The sequence below is a fragment of the Mesorhizobium loti R88b genome, from assembly GCF_013170845.1.
GTDB classification, from domain to species: Bacteria; Pseudomonadota; Alphaproteobacteria; order Rhizobiales; family Rhizobiaceae; genus Mesorhizobium; species Mesorhizobium loti_B.
In genome coordinates this window covers 1,102,742-1,120,427 of sequence record NZ_CP033367.1, presented here as the reverse complement: position 1 = coordinate 1,120,427, position 17,686 = coordinate 1,102,742, and the positions used below count along the sequence as shown (strand labels likewise).

At 63.1% G+C, this 17,686-nt stretch carries 20 protein-coding genes and 1 tRNA gene; 9 read left to right on the top strand and 12 right to left on the bottom strand.

All coding sequences use genetic code 11. The features are described from left to right. The first annotated feature begins 60 nt into the window (after positions 1–60). The 3 genes from EB235_RS05305 to EB235_RS05295 all read left to right on the top strand — a co-directional run bounded on the left by EB235_RS05305 (position 61) and on the right by EB235_RS05295 (position 1,554). Positions 61–954 carry an HpcH/HpaI aldolase/citrate lyase family protein gene (locus tag EB235_RS05305; protein ID WP_027032000.1) on the top strand — a complete coding sequence of 298 codons (894 nt, stop codon included), beginning with the start codon at positions 61–63 and terminating at the stop codon, positions 952–954. A gap of 50 nt (positions 955–1,004) precedes the next feature. Beyond that, positions 1,005–1,211, top strand: a complete 207-nt coding sequence (locus tag EB235_RS05300) for a DUF1737 domain-containing protein (protein ID WP_027032001.1) — start codon at positions 1,005–1,007, stop codon at positions 1,209–1,211. Between the two features lie 172 nt (positions 1,212–1,383). Beyond that, positions 1,384–1,554 (top strand): hypothetical protein, encoded by a 171-nt coding sequence (locus tag EB235_RS05295; protein ID WP_245268863.1) that lies wholly within the window; start codon positions 1,384–1,386, stop codon positions 1,552–1,554. 104 nt (positions 1,555–1,658) lie between these two features. Here EB235_RS05295 and EB235_RS05290 read toward each other — a convergent pair whose 3' ends face one another. Next, positions 1,659–2,081, bottom strand: a complete 423-nt coding sequence (locus tag EB235_RS05290; protein ID WP_027032002.1) for a metallopeptidase family protein — start codon at positions 2,079–2,081, stop codon at positions 1,659–1,661. 135 nt (positions 2,082–2,216) lie between these two features. Here EB235_RS05290 and EB235_RS05285 point away from each other — a divergent pair, with 135 nt between their 5' ends. The 4 genes from EB235_RS05285 (at position 2,217) to EB235_RS05275 (ending at position 8,675) form a co-directional block, all read left to right on the top strand. Then, on the top strand, positions 2,217–2,849 hold the full coding sequence (locus tag EB235_RS05285; protein WP_027032003.1) for a LysE family translocator: 633 nt from the start codon (positions 2,217–2,219) through the stop codon (positions 2,847–2,849). 105 nt (positions 2,850–2,954) lie between these two features. Next, positions 2,955–3,965, top strand: a complete 1,011-nt coding sequence (locus tag EB235_RS34670) for an ImuA family protein (protein ID WP_032925691.1) — start codon at positions 2,955–2,957, stop codon at positions 3,963–3,965. Beyond that, complete coding sequence (locus EB235_RS05280) at positions 3,907–5,382, top strand: DUF6504 family protein (protein WP_032925692.1); 1,476 nt, start codon at positions 3,907–3,909, stop codon at positions 5,380–5,382. The genes EB235_RS34670 and EB235_RS05280 overlap by 59 nt, the downstream gene beginning before the upstream one ends. Further along, positions 5,379–8,675: an error-prone DNA polymerase gene (locus tag EB235_RS05275; protein WP_027032005.1), complete on the top strand. Its 3,297-nt coding sequence runs from the start codon at positions 5,379–5,381 to the stop codon at positions 8,673–8,675. The genes EB235_RS05280 and EB235_RS05275 overlap by 4 nt, the downstream gene beginning before the upstream one ends. A 103-nt stretch (positions 8,676–8,778) precedes the next feature. Here the strand turns inward: EB235_RS05275 and EB235_RS05270 are convergent, their stop codons facing one another. From EB235_RS05270 to EB235_RS05255, 4 genes are all read right to left on the bottom strand, one after another. Next, positions 8,779–9,021, bottom strand: a complete 243-nt coding sequence (locus EB235_RS05270) for a Trm112 family protein (RefSeq protein WP_027032006.1) — start codon at positions 9,019–9,021, stop codon at positions 8,779–8,781. Positions 9,022–9,030: 9 nt separating this feature from the next. Then, positions 9,031–9,702 carry an LON peptidase substrate-binding domain-containing protein gene (locus EB235_RS05265; protein WP_027032007.1) on the bottom strand — a complete coding sequence of 224 codons (672 nt, stop codon included), beginning with the start codon at positions 9,700–9,702 and terminating at the stop codon, positions 9,031–9,033. A gap of 106 nt (positions 9,703–9,808) precedes the next feature. Further along, positions 9,809–10,813, bottom strand: a complete 1,005-nt coding sequence (gene trxA, locus EB235_RS05260) for a thioredoxin (protein WP_027032008.1) — start codon at positions 10,811–10,813, stop codon at positions 9,809–9,811. A gap of 86 nt (positions 10,814–10,899) precedes the next feature. Further along, a complete protein-coding gene (locus tag EB235_RS05255) occupies positions 10,900–11,397 on the bottom strand; it encodes a prolyl-tRNA synthetase associated domain-containing protein (protein ID WP_027032009.1) in 498 nt (165 codons plus the stop codon). Between the two features lie 212 nt (positions 11,398–11,609). Here EB235_RS05255 and EB235_RS05250 point away from each other — a divergent pair. Further along, positions 11,610–11,684 (top strand) — tRNA-Gly (locus EB235_RS05250). A gap of 102 nt (positions 11,685–11,786) precedes the next feature. Here the strand turns inward: EB235_RS05250 and EB235_RS05245 are convergent. Both EB235_RS05245 and EB235_RS05240 read right to left on the bottom strand, forming a co-directional pair. After that, positions 11,787–12,518, bottom strand: coding sequence for a class I SAM-dependent methyltransferase (locus EB235_RS05245; RefSeq protein ID WP_027032010.1), 732 nt, complete (start codon positions 12,516–12,518; stop codon positions 11,787–11,789). Between the two features lie 127 nt (positions 12,519–12,645). Continuing rightward, positions 12,646–13,431: a SapC family protein gene (locus EB235_RS05240; RefSeq protein ID WP_027032011.1), complete on the bottom strand. Its 786-nt coding sequence runs from the start codon at positions 13,429–13,431 to the stop codon at positions 12,646–12,648. 365 nt (positions 13,432–13,796) lie between these two features. Here EB235_RS05240 and EB235_RS05235 point away from each other — a divergent pair, with 365 nt between their 5' ends. Then, entirely contained in the window at positions 13,797–14,069 is a 273-nt protein-coding gene (locus EB235_RS05235; RefSeq protein ID WP_027032012.1) for a DUF6916 family protein, read from the top strand. A 57-nt stretch (positions 14,070–14,126) separates the two neighbouring features. On the opposite strand, the gene EB235_RS05230 is transcribed toward EB235_RS05235, so the two are convergent. From EB235_RS05230 to EB235_RS05210, 5 genes are read right to left on the bottom strand one after another with little or no spacing between them, the layout of a single operon-like run. Continuing rightward, positions 14,127–14,636, bottom strand: coding sequence for a GNAT family N-acetyltransferase (locus EB235_RS05230; RefSeq protein ID WP_051429722.1), 510 nt, complete (start codon positions 14,634–14,636; stop codon positions 14,127–14,129). Positions 14,637–14,681: 45 nt separating this feature from the next. Continuing rightward, the gene (locus EB235_RS05225) at positions 14,682–15,998 is read right to left on the bottom strand and encodes a hypothetical protein (protein ID WP_027032014.1); all 1,317 of its coding nucleotides are present in this window, start codon (positions 15,996–15,998) and stop codon (positions 14,682–14,684) included. A gap of 21 nt (positions 15,999–16,019) precedes the next feature. Next, positions 16,020–16,547: a phage tail protein gene (locus EB235_RS05220; RefSeq protein ID WP_027032015.1), complete on the bottom strand. Its 528-nt coding sequence runs from the start codon at positions 16,545–16,547 to the stop codon at positions 16,020–16,022. Positions 16,548–16,557: 10 nt separating this feature from the next. Beyond that, positions 16,558–17,079: a phage tail protein gene (locus tag EB235_RS05215; protein WP_027032016.1), complete on the bottom strand. Its 522-nt coding sequence runs from the start codon at positions 17,077–17,079 to the stop codon at positions 16,558–16,560. An 11-nt stretch (positions 17,080–17,090) separates the two neighbouring features. Next, on the bottom strand, positions 17,091–17,597 hold the full coding sequence (locus EB235_RS05210; protein WP_027032017.1) for a phage tail protein: 507 nt from the start codon (positions 17,595–17,597) through the stop codon (positions 17,091–17,093). Positions 17,598–17,686: the final 89 nt, after the last annotated feature.

The window sequence follows — 17,686 nt, the reverse complement described above, 5'->3', positions numbered from 1 at the left end:
GTTTTCGTGCAGAGCGGGAGACAGCTTGCCTCCTCCAACCACACGCGGCATAGATCGGTCATGACCGAACCCTACCGCCCGCGCCGCTCGGTGCTCTACGTCCCGGCCTCCAACGACAAGGCGCTGGCCAAGATCGCGCAATTATCCTGCGACGCCGTCATCATCGACCTGGAGGATGCCGTCGCCCCCGCCGACAAGATCGCCGCCCGTGAGAAGCTAGCCGCAATCTTCGCCAATCGCCCTGATACCAACCACTTTGGCCACCGCTGCGAGATGGTGGTGCGCGTCAATGCGCTGGCCAGCGAATGGGGCGCCGACGACCTGCTGGCCGCGGCAAAATTCGAGCCCGACGGCATCCTGTTGTCCAAGGTCGCCACACCGCGCGATATCCTCGAAGTCGGCGACGTGCTCGATGACAATTTTGCCCCCGACAGCGTGAAGCTCTGGGCGATGATCGAGACGCCAAAGGCACTGCTCAACATCGGCGCTATAGCAGAACTGGGCCGCGACCCGGCGTCACGGCTCGATTGTTTCGTTGCCGGAACGAATGATCTGGTCAAGGACACCGGTGTGCTGGCGACGCCTGACCGGCGCTACCTCGTGCCCTGGCTGATGCAAATGGTGCTGGCCGCGCGCGCCGGTGGCCTCGACATGCTCGACGGCGTCTCCAACGATTTTCGCGACCTCGATGCCTTTGCCCGGGAGTGCGCGGAGGGGGCCGCCATGGGCTTCGACGGCAAGACCCTGATCCATCCGGCCCAGATCGAAGCGGCGAACCTAGCTTTCGCGCCGTCCCCGGCAGCGCTGACCGAGGCGCGGCTGATAAAGGACGCCTTTTCACTTGCCGAGAATGCCAACAAAGGCGTGATTTCGCTGAACGGCAAGATGGTCGAGCGGCTGCATTTGGCGCAAGCGGAAAAACTGCTGGCGAAGGCGGCCGCCATCGGCGCATGATATCACCCCATGCTTGCGAGCCATGGGCACTCACGACAGGAACTAACCCGATGAAACTCTACCGCTTTCTGACCGGCCCGGACGATGCCAGCTTCTGCCACAAGGTGACGGCCGCATTGAACAAGGGCTGGCACCTGTTCGGCTCGCCGACCTATGCCTATGACAAGAAAGCCAAAACCATGCGCTGCGGCCAGGCCGTGGTGAAGGATATTGACGGCCAGGAATACGGGCCGGACACCAAGCTCAGCGACTGGTAGGGATCGGCGCCGAGGCCCTTCCCTCTCTTCGTCATCCTAGGGCGGAGCAAGGAGCGAAGCGACGCGGCGCAGACCCTAGGATCCATGCCGTGACGTTGGTCGTAGTATGCGGCGGATCAGAAATGGCGCTTGTACGCGCACTGACGCGGGCTACCCTTCCGGCTACGTCTACATGACTGCAAGCCAGAAGCGCGGCACGATTTACATCGGCGTCACCAGCGACATTACAGACGCCATCCAACGCGAGAAGTCGCTTAAGCGCTGGCGATGCCAATGGAAGATCGGGCTTATCGAAAAAGCCAATCCAGAATGGTTCGAGCTCTTTCGCGGAACTGGATGGTGAGCGTTTTTGCACCGTTGCAACGCGCCCAGGTCACGGCATGGATCCTAGGGTCTGCGCGCGTCGCTTCGCTCCTTGCTCCGCCCTAGGATGACGAAGGTTCGATCCTATTCAGCAGCCTCTTCGAGCTTCTCCATATCATCGTCCGACAGGCCGAAATGGTGGCCGATCTCGTGGATCAGGACGTGGGTGACGATGTCGCCCAGCGTTTCCTCGTTTTCGGCCCAGTAGTCGAGCATGGCGCGGCGATAGAGCGTGATGCGGTTCGGGCCTTCGCCGGTCTGCGGGTTCCAGCGTTCGGCGATGCCGCGCCCCTCGAACAGGCCGAGCAGGTCGAAGGGCGTTTCCAGCGACAGATCGTCCATGATCTCATCGGTCGGGAATTCGGCGATCTGGATGACGATCTCGCCGGTCAGCTTGCGAAAGTCCTCCGGCAGATGGGCGTAGGCCTCCAAAGCGAGGAACTCCATCTCCTCCATCGAGGGCGCGAGTTCGCCATGCCAGGTGCGGGATTTGTAGATACGGGCCATGCTTTTTCCTTTGAACCCGGCATATAGGCTTTCGCACCGGTCGAGGCAAATGGAGCGTCGATTGCTGGCTCGACGGCTTTGCCACTGCCGGGGAATCGCGTAGGGGTCGGTTCCGGCCATCTCTCAGGAGTTCTCATGCCGGACCTTTCCACCATCGGACTTTTCGCCATTGCCTGCCTCGCGCTGACCGCGACCCCGGGGCCGGACATGCTGTTGATCGCTTCACGCAGCGCCAGCCAGGGGCGTGCCTCGGGTTTTGCGACCTATGCCGGCATCGCCGCCGGCACCTATTGCCACGCGCTGGCCGCCGCCTTCGGCCTGTCGCAACTCTTCCTGGCAGCGCCCATCGCCTACGACATCGTGCGCTATGCCGGCGCGGCCTACCTCGCCTGGCTCGCCTGGAAGGCGTTCCGTTCCGACGGAACGGCATTTGCCCCGATCGCCGGCCTGCCGCGCTATTCGCACGGCCGCATCTTCCGGCAAGGCCTGCTGACCAATCTGCTCAACCCGAAAATGGCGCTGTTCGTGCTGGCGCTGTTCCCGCAATTCGTACGCCCCGAGACCGGTTCCGTCGCCGGCCAGATTCTGCTGCTGGCGACCGTGCTCAATTTGATCGGGCTGGTGGTCAATGGCCTTGTCATCCTGACCGCGAGCCGGATCGGAGCGGCCTTGTCGAAGCGCACGCGGTTCCGTCGGGCGCCACAAATCCTGCTGGGAACCGTATTCGCCGGGCTGGCCGCGCGGTTGGCCTTCGGTGGCCAGCGCTGACCCAGGCGCAGGAATAAATTCCTTATGACTCTGCTTGACTCTTGGGTCACCCTCTGGAATCTATAGGAACATAACAGGAACAATTGTGAGTGGACACTGACCGTCATGGCGATGACAGCCGTGGCGCGGGAGACTGTTTTTGCCCTGCGCCGCCAGATCGCGAAGATCGAGGGAACGCTGCCCGAGCGCCTGCAGGCGCCGACTGGCGCACCGCTTGATGATGACGCCAGCGACCTCACAATCGTCCGGCGCGGCCTTGCCGCGGCCTTGCCGGATGCCTTCTTGCCCGTCGGCGTCGAACGGTTCGATACCGCCCTGAGCGGCGGTCTGCCGAAAGCCGCGCTCAGCGAAATCCATGGCCTGGAGACCCGCGATGCCGGAGCCGTCGCCGGCTTTGCCTTGTCGCTCACCAGCCTGATCCTCAAGCAGGCGCAAGGGCTGCCCATATTATGGATCGGCACATCAGAAATATTCCGCGAGGCCGGCTTTCCCTATGCCAGGGGGTTGCATGCGTCGTTCGGCATCGAGCCGGAGCAATTGCTGTTTTCCGAGGCACCAAAGCTCGTCGATGCGCTGTGGATCGCCGAGGAGGCCGCCAGGATGACGGCACTCGCCGCCGTCATCCTCGAAATCCGCGGCAATCCGCAGCGGCTGGACCTGACCGCCACGCGCCGGCTGCATGCCAGGGCGGCAAGCGCCGGCCGGCCAGTGTTCCTGCTGCGGCAGGCGGCCGAGCCCGAACCGACGGCAGCACCCGTGCGCCTCATCGTCTCGTCGGCGCCGGCCGTGTCGCGCGCCACTGTCGCCGGGCCGCTCGCCGGTTCGATCGGCCGCCCAGCCTTCACCATCACCATCGGCAAGAGCCGCACGGCCCTGCCTGGACAATTCACACTGGAGTGGAACCCCGATGAACGCGCATTTGACGAAAGAAGGGGCCAGAAACAACGGACAGAGAATCCTGTCGCTGTGGTTTCCGTATCTGGCGGCCGAAAGGATCCTGCGGCAGCGTCTGGGGCGATCGTGGCGTTCCCGGCCGTCGTCGGATCATCCGCCATTGGTGATCAGTCACCGCCAGGGCAACGCACAGCGCATCTCGGCCCTCGACGAGCGGGCTGAGGCGCTGCACCTGAAACGCGACATGGGCATTGCCGATGCGCGCGCCATGCACCCGTCGATCGACATTGTCGAGGCCGATCCGGAGGCCGACCGTCGCCTGCTCGAAGGCCTTGCCGACTGGTGCGACCGCTACACGCCGCTGGTGGCGATTGACGCGACAGACGGTCTGTTTCTCGACGTCACCGGCTGCACCCATCTGTTCGGCGGCGAACGCGCCATGCTGGACGACATCCTGTCGCGCTTCTTCCATCAGGGCTTCGATGTCCGCGCCGGCCTTGCCCCGACACCGGGCGCGGCCTGGGCGGCGGCCCGGTTTTGCGGCGACCGCATCGTTGTGTCAGGCGACGAGGAAGCCCTGCTTGCCCCCTTGCCGCTCGCCGCACTGCGTATCGACCCGGCGACCCGCGCCAGCCTGGAAAGTGTCGGCCTGCGCACGGCGGGCGCCGTCATGGCGGCACCACGCGCGCCGCTCGCCCGCCGCTTCGGCGCCACCTTGCTGTTGCGTCTCGACCAGGCGCTTGGCCGTCTCGACGAGGCAGTCTCGCCGCGGCTTCCCGTCGCGCCGCTTTCGGTCGAGCGCCATCTCGCGGAGCCAATCACCTTGACCGAGGAGATCGAGCGGCTGGTCGGCATGCTGGCCGCGACCTTGAAGACCGACCTCGAGCGCCGTGGCGAGGGCGCCCGGACGCTGGCGCTGCTGCTCTTCCGCGTCGACGGCGCCGTCAGCCGCATTGCGCTCGGCACCTCGCGGCCGATGCGCGACCCCCGGCTGATCCAGAAACTGTTCCATGAAAGGCTGGCCGCGCTCGAGCAGGACATTGACGCCGGCTATGGCTTCGATCTGGTGCGGCTCTCGGTGCTGGCGGCGGCGGCTTTCGACATGGCGCAGGCCGATCTGACCGGTGACGTGACCGACGACGGCGCCGACATCGCGCTGTTCGCCGACCGCATCCGCGCCAGGCTCGGCGAGGGCGCGGTGCTGCAGCCGGTCCTCGTTGAAAGCCATCTGCCGGAACGCGCCGTCGCCACCATCCCGTTCTCCGAAGCGCCGCGCCGGACCACGCCGCCGAAGAAGCCGGACAGGATGAAGGTGCCCACGACAATCTTCCCGCCGGAGCGTCCGATCCGGCTGTTTCGCGCGCCCGAGCCCATCGACGTGCCGGCCACCGAGATGCCGGAGGGTCCGCCACTGCATTTTCGCTGGCGCCGCGCGCTCTACCGCGTCACCCGCGCCGAGGGACCGGAACGCCTCGCTGCCGAATGGTGGCGTGAGGCGTCAAGCGATCCGGTCACATCGACCCGCGACTATTTCCGCATCGAGGATGGCGATGGCCGCCGCTACTGGCTCTACCGGCAAGGCCTTTACGGCAACCCGCAAGTGCCGCCGCGCTGGTTCATGCATGGGGTTTTCGCGTGAACGCGCTGACCGTCATTCCCTATGCCGAGTTCGGCATCCAGTCGAATTTCTCCTTCCTGCGCGGCGCCTCCAAGCCGGAGGAACTGGTGGTCGCCGCCAAGCTGCTTGGCTTCTCCGCGATCGGCCTTGCCGACCGCAACACGGTGGCCGGCGTGGTGCGCGCCTGGCAGCAGGCCAAGGTCGAAAAGCTCTCCTATCACCCCGGCTGCCGGCTGGTTTTCGGCGATGGCACGCCGGATATTCTCGCCTATCCCAGGGATCGTAGGGGCTGGGGGCATCTGTGCCGCATGCTGACGCAGGCCAATCTGCGCGACGAGAACGAAAAGGGCGCCACCCTTCTCCAGCGCAGCGACCTGCTCGAATGGGGGGACCTGATGTCGCTCGCGGTCCTGCCCGATCTGACGGCGGACGCACAAGACAGCCTCGCCCTCATTCGCCAGCTCAAGGATCGCTTCGGCAGGGCCCTGCGGCTTGGCGTGTCGCCCGACTATGCGGGCAATGACCGTTTCCGCATCGAGCAGGCAGCGGCTTTTGCCGAGACGGCCGGCATACCGCTGATGGCGACCAACGACGTTCTCTACCACACGGCTGAACGGCGCCCGCTGCAGGACGTGCTGACCGCGATCCGCCTCAACACACCCGTCGCCGAAGTCGGGCTGGAGCTCACCGCCAATGCCGAGCGCCATCTGAAGCCGCCGCTGGAGATGGCCCGCCTGTTCCGCAGGCATCCGCAAGCGCTGGCCGAGAGTTTGCGGTTTGCGCAAGAGCTGACCTTCTCGCTCAGCGACCTCCAGTACAATTACCCCGACGAGCCGACGGAATCGGGTCTCGGCCCGCAGGCCGAACTGGAAAGACTGGCGCGGGAAGGGGCGACCCGGCGGTTCCCGGGCGGTGTCCCGGCCAGCGTCATTAAACGCATCGAGGAAGAGCTCACTCTGATCGAGCGGCTGAACTACGCCCGCTATTTCCTGACCGTCTACGACATCATCAAATTCGCCCGCAGCCAGAATATCCTCTGCCAGGGCCGTGGGTCCGCCGCCAATTCGATCATCTGCTTCTGCATCGGCATCACAGAAGTAGGCCCTGACAAGATCGATACGCTGTTCGAGCGCTTCATTTCCGAGGAGCGGAACGAGCCGCCCGATATCGACGTCGACTTCGAGCATGAGCGCCGCGAAGAGGTGATGCAGTACATCTATACGAAATACAGTTCCAAACGCACCGCGCTTGCCGCCGCCGTCATCAGCTATCGCGGCCGCTCGGCTTTGCGCGAAGTGTCGAAGGCCATGGGCCTGTCGGAGGATGTCCGGGCGTCCCTGTCCGGCTCGATCTGGGGCTGGTCGACCTCGGAACTCGGCGAGAAGGAAGCCCGCGCCGGCGGCCTCGACCGCAGCGATCCCACATCGCGGCATGTGATGGAACGGGCCAACGAGATCATGGGCTTCCCCCGTCATTTGTCGCAACATGTCGGCGGCTTCGTCATCACCCGGGACCGGCTCGACGAGATCGTGCCCATCGTCAAGACGGCGATGGACGAGCGCAAGATGGTCGAATGGGACAAGGACGATCTCGACTCGGTGAAGATCCTCAAGGTGGACATCTTGGCGCTCGGCATGCTGACCTGCCTCCAGCGCGCCTTCACCTTGCTTACCGACCACTATCCAAAGGCACGGGACCCATATGGGCAACCCTATGTGCTGGCCACTCTCCCGGCAGAGGACCAACGCGTCTATGACATGATCTGCCGCGCCGATACGCTCGGCGTCTTCCAGATCGAGTCTCGCGCGCAGATGTCGATGCTGCCGCGGCTCCAGCCACGAGATTTCTATGACCTTGTCATCGAGGTGGCGATCGTTCGGCCGGGCCCGATCCAGGGCGATATGGTCCATCCCTATCTGCGCCGCCGGCAAGGCAAGGAGAAGCCCGAATATCAAAAGTCGGAATTGAAAGAGATCCTCGGCAAAACGCTCGGCGTGCCGCTGTTCCAGGAACAGGCGATGAAGATCGCCATCGTCGCCGGCGGCTTCAAACCGGGCGAGGCCGACGAATTGCGCCGCGCCATGGCCACCTTCAAGCGCACCGGCACGATCGGCAATTACCGCGACCGTATGATCAAGGGCATGGTTGGCAAGGGATACACCGAGGACTTCGCCGTTCGCTGCTTCAAGCAGATCGAGGGGTTTGGCGAGTATGGCTTTCCCGAAAGCCATGCCGCGTCCTTCGCCTTGCTCGTCTATGCCTCCTGCTGGTTCAAGACCTTCTATCCCGACGTGTTCTGCGCCGCGATCCTGAATTCGCAGCCGATGGGATTCTATCAGCCGGCGCAGCTGGTGCGCGACGCGCGCGATCATGGCGTCGACATCCGCGAGATCGACGTGAATTTCTCGGTCTGGGACTGCACCCTGGAAAAGGCGCCTTTCGACCCGGCTCGCATCCTGCCACGCCATGCCGAGATGCGCGGCGTCATCGAGACGAACCATGCAGTTCGGCTCGGCTTCCGGCAGATCAAGGGGCTGGCGGAGAAACGCATGGAGGCTTTCGTCGCGCGACGCGGTGACGGTTACGCATCCGTCCGGGATGTCTGGCTGCGCTCCGGCCTCGATGTCGACGAGATCGAGAGGCTGGCACAGGCCGATGCCTTCCGTTCGATCGGCCTCGACCGCCGTGCCGCACTGTGGGACGTGCGCGCGCTGGGCGCCAGGAGCGCCGCCGAAAAACTGCCGCTGTTCGACCAGCCGGCGCTGCGCCTGCGCGAGCTGGAGCCGGAAACGAAGCTGCCGAAAATGCCGCTCGGCGAACATGTCATCCACGACTACCGCTCGCTCGGCCTGTCGCTGAAGGCGCATCCGGTCGCTTTCCTGCGCGAGCGGCTCGATCGCGCCGGCGTCACGCCCAATGCCAACCTGCCTTCGGTGCGCGACGGCAGGCGGGTTTCCGTCGCCGGTCTCGTGCTGGTGCGGCAGCGCCCCGGCAAGGGCAACGCCATCTTCCTGACGCTGGAAGACGACAAGGCCGTCGCCAACGTCATTTTCTGGGAGCGAACTTTTACCCGCTTCCGCCCCATCGTCATGGGCGCGCGGTTCGTGAAGGTCACCGGCAAATTGCAGTCGGAATCCGGTGTGGTCCATATCGTTGCGGAAAAGATCGAAGATCTGACACCTTGGCTGACCGTGCTTCTGGAGAAGGTCAGCGGGGCCAGTCAACCGGTGCTACGAGACAAACCGGTCGGGGACCTTGCAACGCTGTCGGAAGAGGCGGAGAGTGTCATGCCCAAGGGGCGTAATTTTCAGTAAGCATTTGCCCTCTCCGTTGTCGCGGGCGGAGCGAGTATGAATAGAAAGCCGGCGGGCCAACTTCTCATAGACTTCTGCACAGCAGTCGCTGCTTGAACGCCCCTTACGAAGGCCCACTCAGCCTCGGCGGTGCCAGCACATCCTCCGCCGACAACGTCCGCGCTTCCGAAGGCAGCATGATCGGGATGCCGTCGCGCACCGGATAGGCGAGCTTGGCGATCCGCGAGATCAGCTCACCCCGCTCCGGATCCCAGGCCAGCGGCCCCTTGGTCAACGGGCAGGCCAGAAGTTCCAGCAGCTTGGGGTCGACATTGATCTTCTTTCCGTCACGCCCATCCGCCGCCATCGCATCCTCTTATTGTAGACTCGAGCCAAAATCCTCATTCTCCCGCGCCAGCGCCATCTCGGTGATGGCAATCAGCGTTTCGGCCCGCGTCTTCAAATCCGCGGCTTCGAGCAGCGCCTGTTTCTCGGCCGGCCCGTAGGGCGCCATCATCGACAATGCGTTGACCAGCATGGCATTTTCGGCGCGGCTGACGCTTTCCCAATCGGCCTCGAGATCATTGGCCTGCAGATAGGCGCGAAATGCCTTGAGCAACGCCGGCCGGTCTATCTCGTTGGCTGCCGGATCGTCGTCGAGATCGGCGAGGAAGGGCGCGGGCTTGGCCTGCCGGAATGGTGTCTTGACCGTCAATTCGCTGGCGATGCGGAAGCGGTACACACCTTGCAGCGAAATCAGGTAGCGGCCGTCGCCGGTCTCGGAAAAGGCGATGATGCGCCCGGCGCAGCCGACATTGCAGAGCTGCGGCTCGCCATCCTCGCGCAACGCACCGTCGAGGCTGGGCTGGATGACGCCGATCAGCCGCGAGCCGGAAATCGCCTCGTCCACCATCTGCAGGTAGCGCGGCTCGAAGATGTTGAGCGGCATGCGCCCGCCCGGCAGCAGAAGCGCGCCCTCGAGCGGAAAGATCGGGATCGTCGACGGCAGATCCTTGGCGAGCCGGTAATGCGCGTTTCCCGCTTGCACCTCATTCCTCCCATCGCTCCCATCAGGAAGCGTGTCCTCGATCCAGCCTGTCTATCTGGCGCTTTGGCCTGACATCACAAGCCCGTGCGACGAAACAGCCGCTGCTTTAGGGAAACAGCAGCGCCGACAATTTGCGCCGCGCGGCCAGCGTCGCCTCGTCGGTCATGCCCCAGGCCTCGAACAGCTGCAGCAATTGCGTCCTGGCGCCGTCCTCGTTCCAGGCCCGGTCGGCCTTGATGATGGCCAGCAGATTATCCGCCGCCGCCGTGCGGTCACCACGGGCATTCTGGATCATGGCCAGATCAAAACGCGCCTGATGGTCCTTGGGGTTCTCGGCCAGGCGGCGCTCGAACTCGGCCGGATTGCCAAGCGCGGCGGCCTGCGCGGCAAGCGCCATCTTGGCGCGCAACGCGGCAAGCAAAGGCGCGTCCTTCTTGGCTTCCGGCGCGGTTGCCAAAAGCGCTTCGGCGCCTTCCGTGTCGCCGGCCTCGAACAACAAATCGCCCAGCCCGGCGATCGCCTCGATCGTCTCGGGCGCCTGCGCCAGGATGGCATCAAAAATGTCGGCGGCGGTCTGCATGTCGCCGGCCTCGCGCGCTTCAGCCGCAGCCGCCAGCGCATCGGCCACGGGCGGAGCGCCATTGCCCTTGCCGCCGACCTTGGTGATGAATTCGTTGATCTGGCTCTCAGGGATCGCGCCCATGAAGCCATCGACCGGCTGGCCGTCCTTGAAGGCGATGACGGCCGGGATAGACTGGATGCCGAGCTGGCCGGCGATCGAGGGATGGTCGTCGATGTTCATCTTGACCAGCTTGACCTTGCCGCCCGCGGCCTTGACCGCCTTTTCCAGTTGCGGCGTCAGCTGCTTGCATGGCCCGCACCACGGCGCCCAGAAATCCACCAGCACCGGCTGGCGGCGCGATTCCTGGATGACGTCGGCGGCGAAGGCGGCCGTCGTGGTGTCCTTGATGACATCGCCAGTGACAGCGGCCGGCGCATCGCCAAGCGTGACCTTTGCCGGCGCGGGTGCGGTTCCGCCATACTGCACCGTGGTGGCATACTGGCCGCCACTGCTGCCGAATGACCCGCCAAATGGCTTGTTGTCGCTCATCTCGTCACCCTTTCGGTCGCGCCGCCGGCCAGCGGGTCGGCGCAATGTCTCTCAATGGAAGTCGGCTTTCGCCATGCATGTGGCGATCATGCCGAGACTTTCAAGATAGCAGCATCATGCCCGGTTGCCTCGACGAATTTGATAAGGTCATCCCTGGCGATCGATGTCGTCGCCTCATTGGTCAGCGGATGCCCATTGATGACGGCATGTTCCATCAAATCCTTGTCGAGCACCAGCTTGACCCGATTTTCCCTGTCGTTGATGACGCCAAACACCGTGACCGCGCCAGGCGTGACGCCCAGCAGCTCCAGCAGCATCTCCGGTTTGCCGAAGGAAACGCGGCCGGCGGCGCCGATCAGCTGGTGGATCTGCTTCAGGTCGACGACGGCGTCCTCACCGACGGTGACCAGGAAGAAATTGTCCTTCTTGTCCTTCAGGAACAGGTTCTTGGTGTGCCCGCCGGCAATTTCGCCGCGCAGTGCCTGCGAATCGGCCACCGTATAGAGCGGCGGATGGCGTATCGTCGAAACGGCAATGCCGAGTTCGGCAAGAAAGGCAAAAAGGTCAGCTTCGGTCTTCGGCATCGATTGTCTTCTTCGTCGTTTTTCCGCTTTGCCGTTTACGGCCAATGCGGTGGCCGACACAAGACCATCGCGCCATAGAGCGGCGAAATCCGCGCATGGCGGGCACTTTGCCGGCATCGCCCGACAGGTTGCAAAAAGCCCGACATTTCCCTGTTGCAATCGCCGCGCTCTTCAGCCATATAGGCCCGGCTTGCGGCCAAGACGCCGTGTGAGCGGGTGTAGCTCAGGGGTAGAGCACAACCTTGCCAAGGTTGGGGTCGAGCGTTCGAATCGCTTCACCCGCTCCAGTTTCCTCAAGGGGAATCAAGCATCGAAAACGGTCGCCTTCGGCGGCCGTTTTGCTTTCGAGGTCGTAGCGCTGCCTCGTCGCCCAGCCCTGGCCCGATTGCTCAGCGTTTGATCCGAATGCCAATCCCCATCACTCTGTCGGCATTGGAGTGATACAAAAATTCATGGAAATCGGCGCGCCCCGATTCCTCGGTCTTTAGCTCCCGCCAGAATTTGGGGACCGTATCGTCCCCACAAAATCGATCGTTGATATCGTGAAACATACAGAGGCGCGCCTGCTGACCGACATTCCGGTAGTCACGGGTGATCCATTCGTAGGAGTGATCTCCATCGATAAGAACGAGATCGAAGACGTGGCCGGCGAATGCGTCCGACGTCTTGCCGGCAAGGAACTCGACTGGTGTCTTGAAGACGATTCGCGCGCAAGTCGGAAGGCGGGAAGCAATATCGATGGTCGTCGCTTTGAGGCCCGGGTTGAGCCTCGACAGACATGCCGCCATGAATGAAAACGTGAAACCGTCGCAGGTTCCCACTTCAAGAAAGCTGACGATCCGTTGGCCAGCCAACAGCGCCATGGCCTGCGCCAGTTGCCTCGGAATCTGCCACAAACCGGGCGCATGGAAATTCATGTCATCGACATCATCTCCATACAGGGCACGCCGGTCGTGGCGCAGGCCGATCTGGCGGATTTTCGTTTCGAGAAACGTGCTATGCGAAAGCTCTTCCATTTTCGCATCTTCAATTTCACGAACCACCCGCTCCAGCCTGCTGGTCGCGAACCGCGAACTGAGTGCATGAACGGGCTTCTTGATAAGTTGCTTGAGTGAAGGCATTTGCGGATCGCGATTCCTGGGAGCCTCGCATGAATAACACGCCCCATTGTCTGGCGAAGAGCCTTTCCTGGCCGCTCAAGCCCTGTGAATCACCGCTTCCCGATCGCCATCACACCGCCGGCCGCCCTTACCCCGCCTTGCGCAGCGACGCCTGATGCACCAGCGACGTCCAGCTGTTGGTCGAGGCGAGGTGGCAGTAGAGCAGGCCGAGCGCGCCGGATTTTCTGAGGTCGAGGAAGGCCGCGTCGCTCAGATTGTTGAAGGCCGGCTCGTCGATCACCTGGAAATCGGTGAGGTTGAGCACCTCGCCGCCTTCCAGCGTCACCTTGCTCTGGCGCGGCGCAAACAGGCCGTGCGCGTCGATCTTCTCGACCATCTCGCGGGTGGCCCTGAAATCGATCTGGAACTGGTTGCAGTAGGCGAGCGCCTGCTTTGTCGCCTCGGTCGGCTCGTTGCCGATGAAGAACGGCGCGACCTTGTCGTCACGCAATGGCGCCACGGCCTGGTCGACGACGCGCTCGCTGGCCCGGTCGGCGCACAGCGTCAGCCGGCCTGCCGTAGTCGGATCCTCGGCCAGGATGAAGGGATAGCGGCGCACATAGGCAGGAACGTAATGCGGCGCGGTCCACCGGCCGTCGGCATCGACGAACAGGTTCTCGTTCTGGCGCACGCCGGTGATGATGACGGGTGCCTTGCCGTCGCCGATGAAGACGATCGGATAGGAGCGCATCGCCGCCGGCATTTCCGATGCCACAACCGGGATGGCATGCGCTGCGCGCGCGAAGGAAAAATCGCTGCGCGCGGTCAGGCCGAGCGAGCCGTGCCGCGCCGGGTTGAGCGCCTCCGGTTTGGAGTAGAACAGCGGCATTGCGGCGCTTGGCGGCGCTTCCGTCCTTGCCTTGATATCAGCCATGGTCCGTCCCTTTCTCCCGCCCGCCGATCAGGCCGGCCCTTCGGCATCAGACCCCGACAACTGGAATCTGCTCTTGTTGCACTGATCTTGGCTGGCCAAGACTCCCGCGCCGGAACAAAGTACTACAGTGTCCAGGCCACGCATAAAAGCACAGAAGCCGCTGTATTTTGCGTTTTTGCCCGGCAATTGTCTCGCGCACGCTTGGCCTGGCTGCGGGCCTATGGACAGCTTGCGGCGAAGCGGCGACAGTGCCGCCACCAAGGCAATTCCGGGAAAGTGCGGCGCAGTTTTCCCTTGGGCACTAGAGGTTGGAGCGGGTCCTGTCGGACACTGAACCGCCCAGAAAGCAGGTTGAGGCTGATGGCATGACGGCGGCGGATTTCGAACAGGCCATCGGGCAGGCGTTCACCATCGAAACCGGTGGCGGGCAGATCGCCCTCGAACTGAGCGCGGTCAACCGCATCGCTTCGAGCCCTCGCCCGGATGGCGGCTTTTCGCTGATGTTCAGGGGGCCGTGCGACATCGCTTTGCCGCAGGCGACCTATCGCCTTACCGGCAATGGCGGGACCCATGACATCTTCATCGTGCCGGTCGCCGCCGATGCGGCCGGCCGGCTTTATGAGGCGGTGTTCAATTAGGCGCTCGAGATTGCGGCAGCTTGCTAGAACGAACGGCGCTTCCTGCCAGCATGCAGGTCACGAGCCCGCCGCACCACCCACCTTCGGCGCACAGGCCATCAGGTCATATACGCCCTTGTCCTCCACCACCACGAAGCCGAGCCTGACATAGAGCCCCCTTGCCGGATTGTTCTTCTCGACATGGATCGACGGTGATTTGCCGGCTAACCATGCCTCGTCGATCAGGTCGCGCAGCAGCGCCGTGCCGTAGCCCTTGCGACGATGATTGGGTAAAAAAGCGATGTCGATGATGCGGTGCTGGCTCGGCCAGCGCTCGATATAGAGGCGGCCGATGTCTTGCCCGGCATGCTCCACCACCAGCCAGTCGGCGTCCGGATAGTGTTTTCTGTAGTGGGCATGCTGCGCCTGGAACTGCATGTCGAGGAAGACAGCTTTCTGCGCCTCGCTCCAGTCCGTCACGGCGAGTTCTTCCAGGCGCGTCGAGGCGTAGAGCCGCGACAGGAACGGCAAATCCGCCTCTGTCGAGGGACGGAAACCGAGCCCGACCTTGTTCGACCGGGCCCACACTGGAGGGCGATGGTCCAAACCTGCTTCTGCCACGCTGCCTGAACGTCAGACCGGCGGCGTCAGGTCGCGCACCACGACGATCTGCTTGAGGTTGCCGTCGGTCAGCGATGTCCAGGCATACTCCCATTCGGAGCTGTCGATGGCCATCTGGTTGATCGTCCACAGCCCGAAGGTGTTGTCCGGCATGATCATCATGCTGAACAGAGCAAGCCTGCCGTCGGCATTGTAGTTGAGCGTCAGGCGCGTCGCGTAGAGGGAGACGCCGAAATCACGCCATCCCGACCAGTTCTGGGTGTTGGCATCCCACTGCGCGTTGAACTCGTGGACGCGCTGCTGGTCGGAGGAGACCAGCACGATGTCGCCATCGCCCTGGATGCCGGCGGCAAGCGTGTATTTGGGCACCCTGGAGTAGCCGGTCGTCGCCCACTGCGTCCACGTATCCGTGCCGGCGGGTTGCTGGCGCGTGTGCAGCACCTGGCCGTTCTGGGTCAGGGCGAACAGATTGGTGGCGCCGAGCGGGCCGACAACCGGCGCCATTTCCGTGAACCCGCCGGTTTGCGTGGTGTCGATTTGCACCCATCCCGTCCAGTCGGCCACCTTCAGCGCCTGCGGGTTGGCCTGCTGGCAGCGATAGAGATGCAGGCCCGAATTGATGCCGAACAGCCCGATGCGGCCATCGGCCTGGCGTATGGCGGTTACCGCCACCAGCTGACCGGTCAGCTGCTGCCAGTCGCTCCACGGCTTGATCGGCGGCACAAGTTCATCGACCGTGACGACGATCGGCGTCGTGGTGCCGGGCGGCGTGATGGTTTTCTTCACCTGCACGATCTGGTCGGGATTCTGGTAGATCCACCAGATGCGGCCCTGATTGTCGGTGAGGAACACCTCGATGCGGCCATCGGCATCGTTGGCCATCGTCAGCTTCTGGTAGCTGGTGGCGCCGGGCGGCGCGCCGATACCGACCGGCGCATTCCACTTGTCAACCGGGCCGACCTGGTTGGGGTCTTCGGTGATGAAGGACAGATTGATGGTGCCCGAAGGCTGCGCGACCACCGCCACGCGGCCGTCCTTGGTCAGGCCGGCAGTCATGATGATCCAGGCACCGGGCGCGATGGCCGACCAGGCTGCGGGCCACGACCCGTTAGGCGCATCTTGAGCCTTCTGGATCAGCCGCCCGGCGGCGGAATCGATGCCGACGACCATCAGCCGCGACAGTTCAAAGAAGGACGAGCCGGCGGGCTTGTTCTGGTAGACGGGTGGGACGCTCGATCGCCGTGAGCGGGCGCGAGTCGTGCTCTTTGCGATAGTCGGCGCAACCTTCTTGCTCGGCGCCTCGGACTTTGTTGCTGCTTTCTTGGCCATGGTCTCGGTCCTGCCTGTTGCCTAGCCTCTTGGCGGGAAAACGCCTTGCAATGCGATGCAGAACGTAACCGCCAGGTAGGGCTGCAGATTGTTGTGGGGCAGTGAACTGCCGGCAGGCGAAACGGCTTGAAAATTCATCAGCGCCAGATTGCTTGCGGTATTCGATTGATAAATCGTGCCGGCCTTGGAGCGGCCTAGAAATTCCGTTGGCGATGGAGCCTTGAGCGTCCCGTTTTCGGTGGAAGCAAGAATATTATGGTTATGGATCGGCATTTCGGAGTTGATCAGGTTCACAGTCGTACTGCCGCCGGTCTCGCCCAGAAAATGGTCGCTTCCGCCCGCTGAACTTCCCGGGTGCATCGGCGCCGACCCGGCCAAATCCGGCAGCGCGAAAGTCGACTTGCCATCGCCGCCATAGGTGGTGCCGAGCAAGGAGAACAGCGCCGTATTCTGCGAGATGGGCATCAACTGACCATCGCAGGTCGCCCAACCCGTGGGCGCGAAATTGAATCCAAAGATGCGGATTTCGGCGACGAACGGGTCGGCCATGACGGTCCTCTTAAGTCGGCGACGGAAAAATCCCGAACAGCGAGATGATGAAATTGACGCACAGATAGGGCATGAAATTGTCGTGCGGGGTGCTGCCACCAGCGGTGGTCAATGAATTTCCGGCAAGTGAAGGCCCCGCGACGTCGATGACGTAGGCTTCGATCGTCGGCGAGGTTGCCAGGACGTTGCCCGCGGGATTGGGATCGGACGCCGTGTTCGACGATGCCATCAGGGCATGGCCGTGGGCAGCGATCTGGTTTGTCGTCAGCGTCACGGATTCGGCGCCGGCAGACTCGCCAAGGACGTAGTTCTGACTCATCCCCGGTCCCTGGCCGGCGTGGATTGGAATGCGGCCGCTGAGGTTGGGCAGACCGAACGTCTCCTGGCCATCGCCGCCATAAGTCGTCCCGATCAAATTGAAGAGCGTGTCGTTTTCGGATATCGGCAGTGAACTGCCGTCACAGAAAGCCCAGCCGGCCGGCGCGAAGTTGCCGCCAAACATGCGAATCTCGCCGACATAAGGTGAGCTCATTGCCGCTTCCTCTAGTTCCGCGACGGGAAAATGCCTTGCAGGGCGATGACAATATTCAGCGTCAAAAAAGGCTGACGATTTTCGTGCGGATTGCTGCCGCCAACGCTGGAGATAGATCCAGGATTCAACGTCGTCGGATTGGCATAGGCTGCGTAGAGGACACCCACCTCGCGCGCCAGCACATTGCCGGAGGCGGTGTTCTTGTCGCCTTGGGTCTGCGACGCATTGATCATATGGTTGTGGGTCGGCATTTCGCCCTGCGTGAGCGTGTGAAACTCTTCTCCACCTCTGCCGCCGACGACCGCTCCAATGGGACCGCCCGAGTATACAGGAACCCTGCTTCGAAGATCCGGCAGAGCAAAGTTAACCCTACCGTCGCCGCCATACATTGTACCAAGGAGCGAAAATAAAGGTTGATTTTGATTTATCGGCAATAGCTGCCCGTTGCAGAGCGCCCAGCCCTTTGGCGCAAAATTCCAAGAAATAACTTTGAGTTCACCTATATAAGGCGTGCCCATCTTGGTCCCCTCAACTGCCGTAGCGTAACCTAGCCAGTTTCACTGTTGACGTCGACAAGTATTTAACAGCAGAGCGAAAATTAATACCA

Bases quoted from the DNA above. Each gene is read 5' to 3' on its own strand.
- EB235_RS05295 (WP_245268863.1), top strand. From the start codon at position 1,384: ATGACTGCAAGCCAGAAGCGCGGCACGATTTACATCGGCGTCACCAGC.
- EB235_RS05270 (WP_027032006.1), bottom strand. From the start codon at position 9,021: ATGGCGGCGGATGGGCGTGACGGAAAGAAGATCAATGTCGACCCCAAG.
- EB235_RS05285 (WP_027032003.1), top strand. From the start codon at position 2,217: ATGCCGGACCTTTCCACCATCGGACTTTTCGCCATTGCCTGCCTCGCG.
- EB235_RS05255 (WP_027032009.1), bottom strand. From the start codon at position 11,397: ATGCCGAAGACCGAAGCTGACCTTTTTGCCTTTCTTGCCGAACTCGGC.
- EB235_RS05305 (WP_027032000.1), top strand. From the start codon at position 61: ATGACCGAACCCTACCGCCCGCGCCGCTCGGTGCTCTACGTCCCGGCC.
- EB235_RS05210 (WP_027032017.1), bottom strand. From the start codon at position 17,597: ATGGGCACGCCTTATATAGGTGAACTCAAAGTTATTTCTTGGAATTTT.
- EB235_RS05215 (WP_027032016.1), bottom strand. From the start codon at position 17,079: ATGAGCTCACCTTATGTCGGCGAGATTCGCATGTTTGGCGGCAACTTC.
- trxA (WP_027032008.1), bottom strand. From the start codon at position 10,813: ATGAGCGACAACAAGCCATTTGGCGGGTCATTCGGCAGCAGTGGCGGC.
- EB235_RS05235 (WP_027032012.1), top strand. From the start codon at position 13,797: ATGACGGCGGCGGATTTCGAACAGGCCATCGGGCAGGCGTTCACCATC.
- EB235_RS05300 (WP_027032001.1), top strand. From the start codon at position 1,005: ATGAAACTCTACCGCTTTCTGACCGGCCCGGACGATGCCAGCTTCTGC.
- EB235_RS05245 (WP_027032010.1), bottom strand. From the start codon at position 12,518: ATGCCTTCACTCAAGCAACTTATCAAGAAGCCCGTTCATGCACTCAGT.
- EB235_RS05290 (WP_027032002.1), bottom strand. From the start codon at position 2,081: ATGGCCCGTATCTACAAATCCCGCACCTGGCATGGCGAACTCGCGCCC.
- EB235_RS05220 (WP_027032015.1), bottom strand. From the start codon at position 16,547: ATGGCCGACCCGTTCGTCGCCGAAATCCGCATCTTTGGATTCAATTTC.
- EB235_RS05240 (WP_027032011.1), bottom strand. From the start codon at position 13,431: ATGGCTGATATCAAGGCAAGGACGGAAGCGCCGCCAAGCGCCGCAATG.
- EB235_RS05225 (WP_027032014.1), bottom strand. From the start codon at position 15,998: ATGGCCAAGAAAGCAGCAACAAAGTCCGAGGCGCCGAGCAAGAAGGTT.
- EB235_RS34670 (WP_032925691.1), top strand. From the start codon at position 2,955: ATGGCGATGACAGCCGTGGCGCGGGAGACTGTTTTTGCCCTGCGCCGC.